The organism is Bradyrhizobium sp. HKCCYLRH3061 (assembly GCF_051168015.1).
GTDB lineage: Bacteria > Pseudomonadota > Alphaproteobacteria > Rhizobiales > Xanthobacteraceae > Bradyrhizobium.
On sequence record NZ_JBNPUE010000003.1, the window covers coordinates 12,931 to 28,535 of the forward strand.

The following is a 15,605-nucleotide window of genomic DNA, read 5'->3' on the forward strand; positions in this document are numbered from 1 at the left end:
GCGGGGGGATGCCGAGCGCAGGACCTCATCACGCCGATCGCTGTGCCTGCAATTCGACTGATCCGATGCGTTGACGCTGCCGAATGTGGGATGCGTCGAGCAGCATTTGCGCCGCCCAGCGATAGACATTGCGCTCCCGGATGAGCTCCCGCATCAGCCGCATGCGGTTGCGCTGTTCGGACGAGGGCATCTGCAACGCATTCTGCAGCGCGTCCGCCATGCCGTGCGTGTCGTAGGGGTTGACGAGCAAGGCCTCCGACAATTCGCGGGAAGCTCCGGCGAAGGTCGACAGGATCAGCACGCCCTGTTCATCGTCACGTGCGGCGACGAATTCCTTCGCAACCAGATTCATGCCGTCATGCAGGCTCGATACGACGCATATATCGGCGGCCCTGAACAGCTCGAAGACTTCATCGGGCTCATGGTGGCGGATGACGAGACGGATCGGTGCGAAATCGCGTGTTTCATGTTTCGCATTGATCCAGTTGACGAGTGTCTCGGCCTCTTCCTGCAAAGCGCTGTACGCGCCGAGCTTGCTCCGTGTCGGTGCCGCGGCCTGGATGAACACGAACCGGCCGATCCATTCGGGGTGGCGGGTCAAGAGATCGTCCACCGCCTTGAGCCGGTCGAGAATGCCTTTCGTATAGTCGAAACGCTCAATCCCCACTGCGATCCGCACATCTGCTGACAGGCCGAACCGCCGTTGCACCGACGCGCGGCAGGACTCCGTCGGAGCCTGGTTCGCAAGCGCCGCTGGCGGCCATTCGATCGAAATCGGATATGGCCTCACCAGCACCTCCTGACCACGATAGGTGACGGACATGTGCTCGCGGTCGACGCGGCTTTCCATGAAGCGGTCGGCGGCCTCGAGGAAATTGTTGCAATGAAGCTGCGTATGAAAGCCCAGGATCGTGCTGCCCAGCAGGCCCTCGATGATGGCGTTGCGCCAAGGGCATATGCTGAATGTTTCTGCATTCGGCCACGGGATGTGCCAGAACGTAATGATCGTCGCCTTCGGCAGCCGGTCACGGATCATACGGGGCAGCAGCGCGAAGTGATAGTCCTGCACGAGGACGATCGGATCGTCGCGTGTGGCCTCCTGGACGACCGTCTCGGCGAAGCGCTCGTTCACCTTGCAATATTGCAGCCAATCCGTCTCCCGAATGTCGGGCGAACGAACGCGATGTGGCAGAGCGGCCAGAGGCCTTCGTTGGCGAGACCATAGTAGTAGCCTGTCTGCTCCTCCTCGGTCAGCCATACCCGGCGAAGGGTGTAGGCGGGATCACCGGGAGGAACCTGCAGGCGGTCATGCCGGTCGACTGTGTCGCGGTCGGCGGAACCGGAGCCATGCGCAATCCAGACCCCGCCGCACGCCCGCATGATCGGCTCGAGTGCGGCCACCAGGCCGCTGGCAGGATTTTGCAGAACGATGCCCTCGCTCGAACGGTTGTGGATGTATGGCTCGCGGTTGGAGACGACGACCACCTGCGCGTCCGGCAATCGCTCCACCAGCAGCCGATGCAGTGTATGCGGCGACCAGTCGATGTTGATGTCGCTGCCGAAGCGGCGCTCGGCTCGCAGCTCGGCAAGCGTGGCGTGCACGGCACGGCCGATCGGCGAGCCGCTGAACGGAGACGGCGCCTCGGCGCCGGCGGATGCGCCTTGGAGAATGCTTCGGATGGACCGCGCCCAGGATCGGGTCAGCGCGGATACGACGGCGAAGGCAAACAAGCCCAGTCCGAGTGCGATTCCGCCCAGCGCAAGCCCGGCGTAGACGCGCGCCTCGGCGGCCCGCTCGTCGACATAGGCAAGATCATGAATGACCAGCAGATCTCCCGCGGCCTGGGGAGCGTTGACCGGAAAGATTCCAACATTGACGCGGCGGCCTGAGCTGGTCGTGTCGAAGGTGCGGCGCTTGTCCCGGTCGATGGCGCGGCAGGTGATGGAGCGCGGAAAGTCCTTTGTCGCGTAGCGCAGCTCGCCGTCCGGTGTGCAGAACCCCAGCGCCAGAATGCGTTCGTCCTCGGTGATGCGTTCGAACAGAGCGCCAATGTCGGCCTGCTGGGGAGAGTTCGCGGCGGCGACGATCCGATCCCGGACCGATCGAAACACCAGCCGCGAGCGCAGGTCCACGTCCTGCCGCGACCAGCTCTCGATGAGGACCGAGGCGAGAATGACAAGGCCGGCCACGACGATCGCGACGGCCACGGCGGTCAAAGCGAGATATCTCGCCGCCGGGCGGCGCATGAACTGACCTGCGGACCAGATCATTCTTCGTCCCGGAAGCACTGTGCGGGGTGATATGTGGCGTCTCCTAATCTGAGTTGCGAGGATCTTGCGCGTTGCGGCCGGCGTTTTTCTGAATGATCGCCGTCAGGATGAGGCCGAAAGTGACCAGCCGAGGGACGTAGTACATCGGCTCGGTCGTATCGGAGACCGCAACTGCCGCAAGCAGGAACCGGGATCCGGCGTCGACCATGAATGCGGCCGAGAACAACAGGAAGAAGCGGTCACCGGTTCTGCGCCAGAACTTGAGGAAGAACAGGGCGGCGATGAGAGAGCAGGCGGCGACGCTGCCGCCGAGCACCGGGCCAAGATGTGCCATCTACTCTGACTCCCAAACGAGGCCGTAGATCAGAACCAGCATCGCGATCAGCGCGATCGCGTTGCGGACGGGCGAGAGGTCGGCTTCAGGCAGAATGATCTTGTCGACCCACAGAGCGATGTTGTTGAACGTCAGTCCAAGAAACGAGATCGCGCTCCAGAGCAGAAGCCGCGATCGGAAGCGGACATAGGCGCGCGCAAGCAGGCCGGTGCACAAGGCGCAGGTCAGCGCACACAGAGTGTAGATCACCGCGGCCATGCTAGCGGTCCTTGCGCAGCTTGAACGCGTCCGAGAACGCATTGATGCTCCGCCGCTTGCCGTGGATCAGGTTCGTGATCGGAATGAGCTGATGACGGTAGGCCTCGGCGAGTTCCGCGACGCGTTCGGCGCGCTCCGGAGATGCGTCGAATTGATAGTGCCCGTCAGCTTCGCTGAGAAAACCATCACGGTGAAGTTCGGCCAGCGCGGCGACGATCTCGCGTTCCGTGGCGTAGAGCCGTTTGGCCATCTCTGCGGCCACCCAACGGTCCCGCGGGTGAGAATGGAGGAAGAGCAGGGCTTCCATCTGGGCGACAGTGTGAATGTGATTCAGGATGAAGTCCTGAATGGTCTTGGCCAAGGGCTGTTTGGGCATGAAGCAACGAGATCTGATTTGCCCGCAGCTTGGTGGAATTCGGCGAGCGGATCAAGCAGCCTCACATATGCTCGAGGCGGCAGTGTGGTTCCGCTTTCTGCCAAAGTCCAATGCGCCGTGGCGCGCTCAAGTTGGTACGCTGCCGTACCAACTCCAGGCGGATGGATTTCGGGCACCCATCGCGCCGACGAGCATGGGAGGTGTCGGACGGTGCGAGCTGCTTGATGCGGGCCGGGCGGTATTGGTCCCGTACTTGTGCTCACCAACGATGGTGTGTGCGAATCACGCCGTGATGGTGATGCCGCCACCGCCTCGGCTGCCAGCCATAGCTGTTCCGCCATTGATGGCGCATCGTGTAGCCCCACGGGGCAGGCGCGTAACTGTAGGCCGTATAGAAACCGGGGCCTGCGCCCCACCCATACCCGCCCCAGTAGGGCGTATACGCGTAGCGAGGATCATAGCCAGCCGGGCCGTACGCGTATCCGTAGCCATCATAGGCCGGATAAGCATCGTAGTAGTAGGGCGAGGCCAGAGCCGAGCCGATCAGCGCTCCTGCGAGCAGGCCGGCGCCGATTCCCCAACCGCCGCGCCAGCGGACTTCCGTCAGCTCGCCTTGACTGCCGAACGGATGGGCCGCGGGCCTGGCGGTTGCGGACAGCGGAGTCAGCGGGGCGGCACAGGTGCCGGCGACCGGCGTGATCGCCATCATTGCAGAGAGGGACAGTGCCAAGCCGAAATTGCGCATCTTTCGCTCCTGTCGTCGTGCATTGGGTCGACACCGGCGTCCTCATCCGCTCAGAGAAGGTCGTTGATGCCGATCGCTCTTCAACAATCCAGCACGGCTTTCGAGGCCATGGCGGAGCGGTTGTTGGTACGCGTCCGTACTTGCCCGCCGATCCGGAAGAAAAAGGCGGCGTGCGTCGCCGCTGTGTCTTCCGGTGTGCGTTGTCAATGCAAACGCGCATCGAGCTGGTTCGAGAGAGGATAAACATGCCGCAGAGAGTCGTGTGCATGCTTGCGGTCGGCGCGATCGCCGCGGTGCTTCTGTGGCTCGCTCCGGATGTTCTGCTGATCGTCTTTGCCGGCATCCTGTTCGGCGTCTTCCTGAGGAGCGGCGGCTCGTGGATCGCGAAAGGGCTTGGCGTCGGACCGGCTGTCGGACTTGGCATCTTCGGCGTTGCGCTCGTTGCGTTTTTGGCGGGCTTTCTTGCCTTCGCCGGCTCCAGGCTCGCCGACCAGTTCCAGAATCTTCTCGATGGACTTCCGCGCGCGATCGAAGCCGCGAAGCACATGATCGACTCGCACGATTGGATGCAGCGGGGCGTCGGTCTGCTGGACGTCGACAGGTTCCTGCCGTCGGGTCGAGAGGCAACCTCCGTGTTCTCGACGACGCTGGGGTTCCTCGGCAGCACGGTGGTGGTCGTCTTCATCGGCCTCTACAGTGCCGCCAACCCTGAACTCTATGTGAGGGGCATCGTGGCGCTGGTGGCTCCCAGCATGCGGCCGCGAGCGGCCGATATGCTGGCGGAGGCCGGACAGACCTTGCGCGGCTGGCTGCTCGCGCAATTCGTGTCGATGGCGGTGGTCGGCATTCTCACCGGCATCGGATTATGGGCGCTCGGCGGATCGCTGCCGCTGGTGCTTGCGGTGTTGGCGGCGCTCTTGACCTTCATTCCGAACATCGGTCCGGTTCTGGCCGCGACACCCGCCGTCCTGATTGGCCTGACGGACGGACCCATGCGGGCGCTTTGGATCGCCGCTCTCTACGTCGCTATCCAGTTCATCGAGAGCTATGTGATCACGCCGCGCGTTCAGGAGAGGACGGTCGCTCTTCCTCCTGCATTCACAATCTCGATGCAATTGCTGTTCGGGGTGATGTTCGGCACCTTGGGGCTGGCGTTGGCGACGCCCGTCGCGGCTGTGCTGCTCGCGCTGGGAAAGCGCTTCTATGTCGCCGACTTTCTTGATCGCGAGCCGCGAGTGCGCGGTGGCTGAGCGACGCCCAATGTCCGGTCGTGACGGGCTTTGCTCATGGTGGCACCGTCGAGTGGTACGGCGGCGCACCGAGCCCCTCGAACGGAAGAGAACCATCCGGCTTTGGCTCGGTTCAACATGAGCTCAGTGCAACCTCATAGAGGAGACCTCCATGTCCATCAAACTCATCGGATCATCGTTGCTGGTGCTCGCGGCGCTTCAGGCTCCGGCTTTCGCGGAAGGAACCAGCGCCAGCTCGCAACCCGGCACCCAAGGCGCACAGGCGTCGAACCAGGCCCAGCCGCTGCCGCAGCAGATCAAGCAGAAGCTGCAGAAGCAGGGCTTCACCGACATCAACGTGGTGCCCGGCTCGTTCCTGGTCAGCGCGAAGGACAGCAACAATGATCCGGTCACGATGGTGATCGGGCCGCACTCCCTGACCATGTTCACCGAGATCGACAACCAGGCCCAGACCACAGGCAGCGCGGCCGGCGCCAGTCACGATGGCTCGGGCAGCAGCTCGAAGGCCAACAACAGCAGCAAGTAGCGCTGCAGATCGCATGCGCCCGTCACCACGGCGCAAGAACGCGTTGCGGCGGCGCCGTTGGTGGGCGCCGCAGCGCTTGAGAGCTGCGCACGGGGAGCGGTCGTCTATTTTCTCGCGTACAAGCGCGTTTGCTCCGGAGGCTCCATGCTGAAATGGGCGCTCATCTTCTTCGTCATCTCGGTCGTCGCAGGCTTTCTCGGATTCAGCGGCATTGCCGCCGGCTCCGCCCGGATCGCCAAATGGCTGTTCTTCGCCGCTCTCGCGATCTTCGTGGTCTTCATCGTGTTGGCGTTCGTGGCCGGAGAAGTGATCTTCTGAGTTCGAGAAGCTATGCTGCAAGCGTGGTTGCCCGTGATTCCAAGCGGCTGTGCAACCAAGTTCAAAGGCTTCACCTGGGTGTTGCCGATGAGAACCGTATTGATCTCGGGGGCAGGGATCGCGGGACCGACGCTCGCTTATTGGCTGAAGGCCGCGGGCTTCGAGCCGACGCTGGTCGAGCGCGCACCTGCTCAGCGCAGCGGCGGCTACGTGATTGATTTCTGGGGGCTTGGCTACGACATCGCTGAACAGATGGGGTTGCTTCCGGACATTCATCGCAGCGGGTACCACGTTCAAGAGATGCGCGTCGTTGACGCTTGCGGCAGGACCTTGGCAGGCATCGGCACCCGGGTTTTCGCTGAGTTGACCGGCGGAAGCTATGTGACGGTGCAACGGAGCGAGCTGTCGCGGTTGCTGTTCGGAAGCATCAAGAACGGCACCGAGGTATTGTTCGGCGATGAAATCATCGCATTTCGTGAAGAGCCGGAATGCATCAGGGTCGAACTCGAGCGCGCCGGTGAACGCCACTTCGATCTATTGATCGGCGCCGATGGCCTGCATTCAAGGGTTCGCAGTCTGGTGTTTGGACCGCAGACTGCATTCGAGAGGCACCTCGGCTATGTCGTCGCGGCGTTCGAGGTGCGAGGCTATCGGCCGCGCGATCAGGACGTGTATTTGATGTATAGCCAGCCAGGGCGCATGGTCGGACGCTTTACGTTACGCGACGATCGGACCATGTTTCTGTTTGTGTTCGCGTCGACCGATCCCCATCTGCCGGCTTCGCCCGACCAGCAGAAGACGGTGGTGCGCGATGTCTATCGGGGCGGTGGATGGGAATGCCATGAGATCCTCGCCGAACTGGACCGCACGGACGATCTCTATTTCGACCGGGTCAGTCAGATCAGAATGCCAAGCTGGTCGCGCGGTCGCGTCGCCCTCGTGGGCGATGCCGCGTTCTGCGTATCGCTGCTGGCGGGGCAGGGGTCGGCCCTGGCAATGATCGCCGCCTACGTGCTGGCGGGCGAACTTGCTGCCAGCTCGGGACGATATCAGGAGGCGTTCGCGCGATATGACGAGGTCTTGCGGACCTATATCGAGGCAAAGCAGGGCGCCGCCGAGCGCTTTGCCGGCGCGTTCGCGCCAAAGACGCGCGCCGGCCTGCTGTTCCGCAATCTGGTGATCAAGACCTTCGCCTTTCCGGGGGTGGCGAGGCTGGCCTTCGGCAGGGACATCGCCGATGCCCTGCCGCTTCCGAACTACGACTGGCGTTTACGCGATCGATCGTCAGCCCCCCAAACCGACCGGTTTTGAGTCCAAGCGCACCCCGGCATCGCCGTCGTCGATCGGACTTCTATGACTCTTTTCCCGTGGCTGGATCGTCTTCTCTTCGTCTGGAGAGTGGAGCATGATCATGAGCCTGAAAGACAAGGGCGTCATCGTCACCGGCGGAAGCCGCGGTCTCGGCCTCGGACTGGTGGAAGCCCTGGTCGAACGCGGCGCCAGGGTTACCGTGGTGGCGCGCGGAACCAAGGCGCTGGACGGGGGCGCCGCGCGTCTGGGCGTCGCCACGATCGTGGCCGATGTCACCGACGAGGCCGCCGCGCGGCGCATCGTCGGCGATATCAGTCCCGACATTCTGGTGCTGAATGCCGGCACGACGCCGCCGATGGGCCGGCTGGATCAGCTGAGCTGGACGGACTTTTCCGCTGCCTGGGAGACGGACGTCAAGGCAGGCTTGTATTGGATCCAGGCGGCGCTCAGGCTGCCGCTTCGGCCGGGGAGCCGCGTCCTGGTCGGTTCGAGCGGTGCCGCGGTGACGGGATCGCAGATGTCGGGCGGCTACGGGGGTGCCAAGCGCATGCTCTGGTTCATGGCAAAATATGCCAATGGCGTGTCGCAGGAGGCCAAGCTCGGCATCCGTTTCCAGGCGATCGTGCCGCGCATGATGATCCTGGGCACCGGGGTGGGGGATACGGCCGCGGGCGCTTATGCAGGATCCATGGGGATCACGCCGGAGGCCTTCGTCGCCCGTTTTGGCGCGCCGATGCCGCCGCGGGCGTTCGGCGACCACGTCGTCTCGGTGCTGGAGGATCCGCGCCTTGCCGACGGCATCGTGTTCGGCCTGAATGGCGATGCCGGCGTGACGGTGATGGAAGGAGCGACCGCTTGAGCGATGGCACGCAGTCGTTGCGCCGCGGGCGCAGGACCGAGCTGATGGCTCTGGCAGAGGGACTCCGGCCCGAGCTGCATCGCTATTGCGCGCGCCTGATGGGCTCGGTGGTCGACGGTGAGGACGTCGTGCAGGACACCCTGGCGAAGGCGCTTGTGGCCATGGACGATATCAAGGAGGTCACGATGCTGCGCGGCTGGCTGTTCCGGATCGCGCATAATCGTGCGCTGGACCTGCTGCGAAGCCGCGCGATCCGGGCTGCCGAACCGATCGAGGCGGCCGACGACATCGCCGATGACACCGCAACCGACTCTTTGGAGCGCATGCTGGCGTCCGCGCCGCCGACGCGGTGGCCGTGCTGACGAGCGGTCCGGCTTCCCAAGGATGACCTCTCGCACAAGAGCTCCTTATGCCCATGCTGGGATCTGACTGCACGAAGGGGGCGCCGCCGCGAGGTCATCTGCTTGATCGAGCAGGTGGCGGACGTCAGCAGATCGGGAGGGCGCAATGTCGGTACCGTTGGTCGCGTCTCCGCGATATTTGCCTGCTACCCTCCGGCTAAATTCGGGTGACTTGATACTGGCTGACTTGGCACTGCTAAAATTGCAGACCTTGCGAACTCTTGGTACCGCAAGCGGTGCGTGCGCACCGCATGCTGAGATTGGTAGTCTCATTGTCTTCGCGTGCCGCGAGCGAGTGCGCTAAGATGTGAAAGTGCGACGTCGAGGAGCAATCTAACGGCGTTGAGGCGTTGCGGCTCAGCATTCTCAGCCGCGCTCAACGTGCCGTTGAGATACCGCTCGCAGTTTTGTCCGAACGTCGTCGTGAGGCGCGATGCCAGATCCCGCACGAGTCCGTCACGCGCGATCTGCGCCAGCGGACCGGTGAGGCTGTAGCCGATCGTGAGCGCGAGCCGGGTTCTTCGTCCCTCGTCGATCGGTGCCATGCGCCAGCTGATCTGTCCTGAAGTCGAACTGCGGCTCAGCCGGTCACGTCCTGTGCCGATGAGCCGCCCGGACAGGCTCACGTCGTTGCGCTCGATCCGTGCCGCGCCGCGGAAGACGGCAGCAAGCGGGCCAAGGGCAATCCTGAGCTCGCCCTCGATGAGATCGGCGGCTGGCATGCCCGTGATGGAGGCGCCGGGAAAGCATGCAGCCAAGGTTCTGACATCTGCGAACAGCGCAAGGACCTCGGCAGGTGCGGCGTTCACCGTAAGCGATGCATCGAAGCTTCTCGTGGGCGGAGCGTCGAGAATGTCGAGCATGCCAGCCACAGCGCTCTGCTTTGCCGCCATCTCGTGCTTGGCTTGCGGCGACGAGACGGTGGTCGGGATCGCGACCGGGTGCGATCCCACAGGACCGAGCGAACTTCGACCTGCGCCGATCACCGCTGCAATGCCTCGCTGACGCCGTGCCTCGATCACGGCGCCGACCGCCCGTACGATCCCGGCGTAACCGGTGCAGCGGCACAGATTGCCGCTCAGACCGACACGGATGGCGTGTTCGTCCGCGTGATCGAGGCGCAGCACGAGGTCGTGCGCCGACATGATCATGCCGGGCGTGCAGTAGCCGCATTGCAGGGCATGCTCGCGCGTGAAAGCCACGCGCAGCTCGGCGGCGATCTCATCCTCGTCCAGGCCTTCGATCGTCGTCACGGCAGCGCCAGCGCAGGCCACGGCGAGCGTGATGCAGGAACGGGCCGGAGCGCCGTCGAGCAACAGCGTGCAGGCGCCACAGACACCGTGCTCGCAGCCGAGATGCGTCCCGGTCAGGTCAAGCTGATCACGGAGGACGTCGGCGAGATGGGTGCGAGGTTCGACTGTTGGCTCGATCGCGCTGCCGTTGACGGTGAGCTGGATCTTGTTCACGCGGCCGCCTCCGCGATCGCCCGCGCGAGCACGCTGACATGGATGTGCCGGGCGGCCGGATCGGCCACGCCGGCCTGGATGAGCCGGCGGTCGGCGAGGGCGCGATCGAACTGCGGGGTGAGATGGCTGGTCGCGCCGCCGAACAGGGATGAATCGTCGATGATGATCGGTGTCGTGTCGATGGCGCCGATGACGATGCGGCTGCGGGCGGTGTCGGGCTCGATCAGCACGGCGGCCATTGCATGGGCGAATTCTCCAGGCTTGCGACAGGCCTTGGCGTAGCCGAAGCGTGCCGTGGGTGACAGCGAGGGCAGGCGGATCGCGGTGACCAGCTCGCCGGGACGCAGCGCCGTCTGCAGCACGCCCTGGATGAACTCCGTCACGGCGAGGTCACGCCGTCCCGCCGCGCCTGTCAGTTGCACGCTGGCGCCGAGGGCCGTGAGCGTCGTCACCCAGTCGGCGGCCGGGTCGGCATGACCTAGCGAGCCGCCGATGGTGCCGCGATTGCGCACGGCGCGATAAGCGATGCCACGGGCGATCCGCGGCAAGATGCCATGGGTCACGTCGGGGAGGCGGCCGTCCTCGATGTCGGCATGGGTGACGCAGGCGCCGATCACGAGCGCATCGCCATCGCGCTCGACCGAACGAAGCTCGGCGAGGCCGGCGATGTCGATGATGAGCGGCGGCTGCACGAGACGCAGATTGAGCATCGGACCGAGCGACTGTCCGCCGGCCATGATCCGTGTGCCGTCCTCGGCCTTCGCGAGCAGGCCGACCGCGTCGCTGACGCTCTGGGGACGCGCGTAGTTGAAGGAGGCGGCCTTCACGGCGAGCTCGCCTGTTTCGCTGCCAGCACCGCCGCGACGATCCGGCGCGGCGACAGCGGCGACTGCATCATTTCAGCACCAAGCGGCCGCAGCGCGTCGTTGATGGCGTTGGCGATTGCCGCCGGCGGCGCGATCGCGCCGCCTTCGCCGATGCCCTTGACGCCGAACATCGTGTAGGGCGACGGCGTCTCCATGTGGAACAGGCGCGGCTCCGGGACTTCGGTCGGACCCGGCAGCAGGTAATCGGCCAAGGTTGTCGCCAGCGGCTGCGCGGCATCGTCGAACGGCATCTCCTCGTACAGCGCGGTGCCGATGCCCTGGGCGAGGCCGCCGAGAATCTGGCCGTCGACGATCATCGGATTGACGAGGACGCCGCCGTCCTCGACGACGACGTAGTCGAGCAGCTCGACCTCGCCGAGATCCGGATCGACGGCGACCGTCACGGCATGCGCCGCGTAGGAGAAGGTGCCGCTGTCACGCACCGGCTTGTAGCCGCCGGTCGCCTCAAGGCCCGCCGGATCGACGTCGTTGGGCAGGTCCTGCGGCCGGCGGTACCAGGTGTGAGCGATCTCGGCGAGGCTGACGCTGCCGTTCGGCCCGCAGGCCTGGCCCTCGCGCCACGTGACCGCCTCGGGCGCGAGCTGCAGCAGCTTGGCGCCGATGCGCGTGGCGCGCGCGACGAGTTGCGCGCAGGCCGTGCCCACGGCGCCGCCGGCCATCACCATCGACCGCGAGCCCCAGGTGCCGGTGGAGTAGGGCGTCATCGCGGTGTCGCCGAGCACGACGCGGATCTTGTCGGGATCGACGCCGAGGATCTCGTGCGCGACCTGGGCGAGCGTCGTCTCCAGTCCCTGGCCGTGGGAGTGGACGCCGACACGCAGCTCGAGTCCGCCGTCGGGCGTCAGCCGCGCGGTGGCCTGCTCATGGCCGGGCACCATCGGGATGCCCCACCCGGCATAGACCGAGGTGCCATGCGCGGCCTGCTCGCAATAGATCGACACGCCGGTGCCGATCAGCCGGCCGTCCGGCTGGCCGCGCTGCTGTCGTGCGCGCACGGCGGGGACATCGATCGCCGTCAGCGCCCGCTGCAGCGCGCCGGGATAGTCGCCGCTGTCGAAATGCTTGTTGGTGATGTTGTCGAACGGCATGTCCTGCGGCTGCACCAGATTGCGCAGCCGGACCTCGCCGGGTTCGAGCCCGGCCTCGGTCGCGACGGCGTCGAGCAGCAGCTCGAGGGCGAAGCAGACGCCGGTGCGGGCGACGCCGCGATACGGCAGGATCGGGCATTTGTTGGTCGCGACCGAGTAGGTCCGGCAGCGATAGGCCGGCATCCGATACGGCCCTGGCAGGATGCTCGCGATCTGCGCCGCTTCGAGGCAGGCCGAAAACGGATAGGACGAATAGGCGCCGGAATCGACCGTGGCCACGCAGTCGATGCCGCGCAGCCGGCCGTCGCGATCGGCGTAGACGGTGATGCGATAGGCGTGCTCGCGGCAATTCGCGCTGGCGCTCAGATGCTCGCGCCGGTCCTCGAGCCAGCGCACCGTCCAGCCCCTGTGCATAGCGAGCCAGCTGAGGCAGACCTCCTCGGGCAGCAGGATGCCCTTGTGGCCAAAGCCGCCGCCGATGTCAGGCGCGATGATGCGGATGCGGCCCTGTTCGATGCCGAGGCAGTCGGACAGACCGTTGCGCACGATGTGCGGCATCTGCGAGCCGGTGTGCAGCGTAAGCTGATCGAGCCGGTGATCGAACGTCGCGACGACACCGCGGCCCTCCAGCGGCGCCATGCACTGGCGTGCGGTCGTGATCTCGCGCGTCACCTTGATCGGCGCGTCAAGCGCGGCTGATATGTCGACCTCGAAGTTGGTTTCCAGGAAGACGTTGTCGCCCCAGTGCTCGTGCACCAGCGCGCTGCCAGCCTCGCGCGCCAGGCGCATGTCGTGCACCGCCGGCAGCGGTTCCAGGTCGAGCTCGACCGCCGCGGCGATGTCCTCCGCTTCGGCGCGGCTGCGGGCGACGCACATCGCCACAAGCTCGCCGACATGGCGCACCTTGCCGGTCGCCAGCACCGGCTGCTCGGAGATCTTGAAGCCGGGCAGGCCGGAGACCGCGCGGATCGGGTTGATGCCAGTGAGGTCATCGGCCGTGAACACGACGTCGCGGTATTCAGCGGGAACGTGGATCGCCTTGATCCTGGCGTGCGCGATCGGGCTGCGCACGAAGGCGACGTCCTTCAGTCCCGGCAGCCTGATGTCGGCGACGTACTGACCGCGGCCGCGCAGAAAACGGTCGTCCTCCTTGCGCGGCAAGCGCGCGCCGACACCGCGCGGCGCGCGGGCATCCGAGGCGGTCGAGGCCGCGTCCGTCACGTCAGGCCGCGACCGCTGCGGGCAGGATCGGCGCCGTGGCGTCGTGCCGGACGCCGGCGCGCAGGCAGCACACCGGCTGCAGCAGCTTCTCGGCGATCACCTCGGTCTTCTCGTTGTCGCGCAGCACGAAACGGCCCTGCTGCTCGCGGAGCACGCTCACATCAGCCTCCATGCCTGGACGCAGCGCGCCGATCTGATCGGACAGGCCGAGCATGGCGGCGGGGTTCGACGTCACCATCGGCACGACCTGCTCCAAGGTCAGGCCAAGCGCGACCATCGAGCTCATCGCCTGCACGAGGCTAAACTTGGCTTGGCCCGCGAACGGATGGTTCTCGTCGTCGGCATGCTCGTCCGGGGTGCCCGCTGGCGCCGGCACATGGGTGTTGTAGCCGTGGATGTCGGCGCCGAGCGTATGCGGCACGATGCCGGCGTCGATCGCCTTGCGTGCCAGGCGGTAGGAGAAATGGCTGCCATGGCCGACGTCGACCTTGAGCCCGCGATCGAGCGCGGCCTGGATCACCGGATGCACCTCGCCCCTGGTGTTGACGAAGCCGCCGGGATGCCGCGTGAACGGATGCGCCAGCACGTCGCCCGGACGCAGCAGCGGGATCACGCGCTCCAGGATGGTGTCGACATCCTCGCCATTGGTGCCGCTTGCGGGCAGTCCCCACAGTTGGCCGAAATGGACGTAAACGGGAAGCTCGGCGCGGCGGCCGATCTCGGCCGCCATCTCGATGACACGGATGCCCCAGCGGGCGAAGCCGCCGATCTCGGCATGCGCCTTGATGCCGCGAACGAGGTCACGGTTGGCGACCGCCGATTTCACCGTCGCATCGATGTCGACGCAATCCGGCCGGTAGAGATCGGGATAGTAGTGGCCCTCGAGGCCGCCGACCAGATAGGCCGACAGGAAGGCATAGACGCGCGATTGCGCCTGATCTGCGACGAAGTGACGGAAGCCGGGCAGGGTCATGCAGGACGGGCCGCCCTGGTCGATCAGGCTGGTGACGCCCGACTGCACGCCGACCATGTCCGCGTTCATGCCGAAGCGGCCGGTGACGTACTGATAGACATGGGCGTGGGTGTCGATCAGTCCCGGAAGCACGAGCTGGCCGCTGACATCGATGACGTCCTTGGCGCTGGTCGGCAGAATGTCGGATTGGACGGCCGCGATGCGGCCGTTGCGGATGGCGACGTCTCTCAAGCCATCGATGCCGGAAGCGGGGTCAATGACGCGGCCACCGCGCAGCAGGAGGTCGAACGAGGCGCTCACGGACATGCAAGGTCTCCTTTCCGGGGCGCGTGGTCGTCCCGGTCAAAGCCTTCTTCGACGAGCCGGCGCGGACGATCCGCCGGCCAATTACGAAGCATGCTTCGCATTACATCAAGATCCGTGCCATAGACAGCTTGAAATTGATGCAGTGTGATGAGTGCTTATGCGGGGAGTCGTTCGATGGCCGGAAGGAACAAGCCGAAAGTCGATGGATCATCTTGGCCGCTCGAGGGACGTCCAGGCTATCTGATTAGGCGGCTGCACCAGATCCACGTCGCGCTATTCCAGGAGAAATGCGCCGCCTATGAGATCACGCCGTTACAGTACAGCCTGTTGACGGCGCTGGCGAAACGCGGGACGGCGGACCAGACGGCGCTGGCACATGACATCGCCCTCGACCGGACCACCACGACCGGCGCGCTGAAGCGGCTGCAGGCGCGCGGCTTGATCGATCGCAGCGTCGGGCCGCACGACCGGCGGTCGCGCACCTGCCGCCTGACCAGTTCCGGCCTCGCATTGCTGCGCAAGATCGAGCGGCCGGCGCGGGCGGCGCATCTCGCGACGGTCGCGGATCTGACCAAGGTCGATCAGAAGCGGTTCATTGCCATGATGCAGACGATCGTCAAGGCACAGGAGCAAAGGCTCGATGCGACGAGGTCGCCCGACTGACGGCAACCGATGGCGATGAGCTCCGATTAGATAATGGGCATGGTGCTGCCCGAAAAGCAGCGCGTCATCGGAGCGCGGTATCCGGCCATGGCGTTCGTTGCGCCAACTACGAAGCATGCTCCGCATTTTCGCGCTGCGGCGTTTTGTCCGCAAACGGCGCATCTGCCAGCCCAATTTCCGCTGACGCCATCGTGGACGCCGATGCGCAGACGTTGCGCTGCGCGTGCAGGGCGGCGTCTGGCATGTCCCTTGCTGACATGACCGACGACAGCTGCGCGGAAGCCGCGGCGAAATGAATCCGGGGCGGCGACATCGATGTCGCGGCGTGGAGTAAGCGATGCGATGTCTGCCG

At 65.4% G+C, this 15,605-nt stretch carries 16 protein-coding genes and 1 pseudogene; 7 read left to right on the forward strand and 10 right to left on the reverse strand.

Translation table 11 applies throughout. The annotated features are described in order from the left end of the window. Positions 1-28: 28 nt before the first annotated feature. The 6 genes from ACQR2C_RS06870 to ACQR2C_RS06895 all read right to left on the reverse strand — a co-directional run bounded on the left by ACQR2C_RS06870 (position 29) and on the right by ACQR2C_RS06895 (position 3,984). Positions 29-1,132, reverse strand: coding sequence for an alpha,alpha-trehalose-phosphate synthase (UDP-forming) (locus tag ACQR2C_RS06870; RefSeq protein ID WP_434880782.1), 1,104 nt, complete (start codon positions 1,130-1,132; stop codon positions 29-31). Next, the gene (locus ACQR2C_RS06875) at positions 1,129-2,271 is read right to left on the reverse strand and encodes a hypothetical protein (protein ID WP_434880783.1); all 1,143 of its coding nucleotides are present in this window, start codon (positions 2,269-2,271) and stop codon (positions 1,129-1,131) included. Before ACQR2C_RS06875 ends, ACQR2C_RS06870 begins: the two co-directional genes overlap by 4 nt. A gap of 43 nt (positions 2,272-2,314) precedes the next feature. Next, complete coding sequence (locus ACQR2C_RS06880; RefSeq protein WP_434848057.1) at positions 2,315-2,605, reverse strand: DUF5985 family protein; 291 nt, start codon at positions 2,603-2,605, stop codon at positions 2,315-2,317. After that, a complete protein-coding gene (locus tag ACQR2C_RS06885) occupies positions 2,606-2,863 on the reverse strand; it encodes a DUF5985 family protein (protein WP_316239108.1) in 258 nt (85 codons plus the stop codon). Between the two features lies 1 nt (position 2,864). Beyond that, entirely contained in the window at positions 2,865-3,224 is a 360-nt protein-coding gene (locus ACQR2C_RS06890; protein ID WP_434880784.1) for a hypothetical protein, read from the reverse strand. A gap of 274 nt (positions 3,225-3,498) precedes the next feature. Continuing rightward, a complete protein-coding gene (locus ACQR2C_RS06895) occupies positions 3,499-3,984 on the reverse strand; it encodes a hypothetical protein (RefSeq protein ID WP_316239106.1) in 486 nt (161 codons plus the stop codon). Positions 3,985-4,250: 266 nt separating this feature from the next. On the opposite strand from ACQR2C_RS06895, the gene ACQR2C_RS06900 reads away from it, so the two are divergent. From ACQR2C_RS06900 to ACQR2C_RS06925, 6 genes and pseudogenes are all read left to right on the forward strand, one after another. After that, positions 4,251-5,234, forward strand: coding sequence for an AI-2E family transporter (locus ACQR2C_RS06900; protein ID WP_434880785.1), 984 nt, complete (start codon positions 4,251-4,253; stop codon positions 5,232-5,234). A gap of 151 nt (positions 5,235-5,385) precedes the next feature. After that, entirely contained in the window at positions 5,386-5,760 is a 375-nt protein-coding gene (locus ACQR2C_RS06905; RefSeq protein ID WP_316239104.1) for a hypothetical protein, read from the forward strand. 144 nt (positions 5,761-5,904) lie between these two features. Then, positions 5,905-6,078, forward strand: coding sequence for a DUF1328 domain-containing protein (locus ACQR2C_RS06910; RefSeq protein ID WP_316239103.1), 174 nt, complete (start codon positions 5,905-5,907; stop codon positions 6,076-6,078). A 12-nt stretch (positions 6,079-6,090) separates the two neighbouring features. Continuing rightward, entirely contained in the window at positions 6,091-7,389 is a 1,299-nt protein-coding gene (locus ACQR2C_RS06915; protein WP_434880786.1) for an FAD-binding domain, read from the forward strand. Positions 7,390-7,489: 100 nt separating this feature from the next. Continuing rightward, positions 7,490-8,248 carry an SDR family oxidoreductase gene (locus tag ACQR2C_RS06920; RefSeq protein WP_434880787.1) on the forward strand — a complete coding sequence of 253 codons (759 nt, stop codon included), beginning with the start codon at positions 7,490-7,492 and terminating at the stop codon, positions 8,246-8,248. Continuing rightward, positions 8,245-8,577, forward strand: a pseudogene (locus ACQR2C_RS06925) (sigma factor); the annotation flags it as partial. The gene ACQR2C_RS06920 and the pseudogene ACQR2C_RS06925, both read left to right, overlap by 4 nt. A 341-nt stretch (positions 8,578-8,918) precedes the next feature. Here ACQR2C_RS06925 and ACQR2C_RS06930 read toward each other — a convergent pair. The 4 genes from ACQR2C_RS06930 to ACQR2C_RS06945 are packed head-to-tail and all read right to left on the reverse strand — an operon-like array spanning position 8,919 to position 14,590. After that, on the reverse strand, positions 8,919-10,115 hold the full coding sequence (locus tag ACQR2C_RS06930; RefSeq protein WP_434880788.1) for a 2Fe-2S iron-sulfur cluster-binding protein: 1,197 nt from the start codon (positions 10,113-10,115) through the stop codon (positions 8,919-8,921). Next, positions 10,112-10,942 (reverse strand): FAD binding domain-containing protein, encoded by an 831-nt coding sequence (locus ACQR2C_RS06935; protein WP_315805029.1) that lies wholly within the window; start codon positions 10,940-10,942, stop codon positions 10,112-10,114. Before ACQR2C_RS06935 ends, ACQR2C_RS06930 begins: the two co-directional genes overlap by 4 nt. After that, the gene (locus ACQR2C_RS06940; protein ID WP_434872944.1) at positions 10,939-13,311 is read right to left on the reverse strand and encodes a xanthine dehydrogenase family protein molybdopterin-binding subunit; all 2,373 of its coding nucleotides are present in this window, start codon (positions 13,309-13,311) and stop codon (positions 10,939-10,941) included. Before ACQR2C_RS06940 ends, ACQR2C_RS06935 begins: the two co-directional genes overlap by 4 nt. A gap of 1 nt (position 13,312) precedes the next feature. Further along, complete coding sequence (locus tag ACQR2C_RS06945; protein WP_434880789.1) at positions 13,313-14,590, reverse strand: amidohydrolase/deacetylase family metallohydrolase; 1,278 nt, start codon at positions 14,588-14,590, stop codon at positions 13,313-13,315. 174 nt (positions 14,591-14,764) lie between these two features. On the opposite strand from ACQR2C_RS06945, the gene ACQR2C_RS06950 reads away from it, so the two are divergent. Continuing rightward, on the forward strand, positions 14,765-15,253 hold the full coding sequence (locus ACQR2C_RS06950) for a MarR family winged helix-turn-helix transcriptional regulator (RefSeq protein WP_434880790.1): 489 nt from the start codon (positions 14,765-14,767) through the stop codon (positions 15,251-15,253). Positions 15,254-15,605 lie beyond the last annotated feature (352 nt).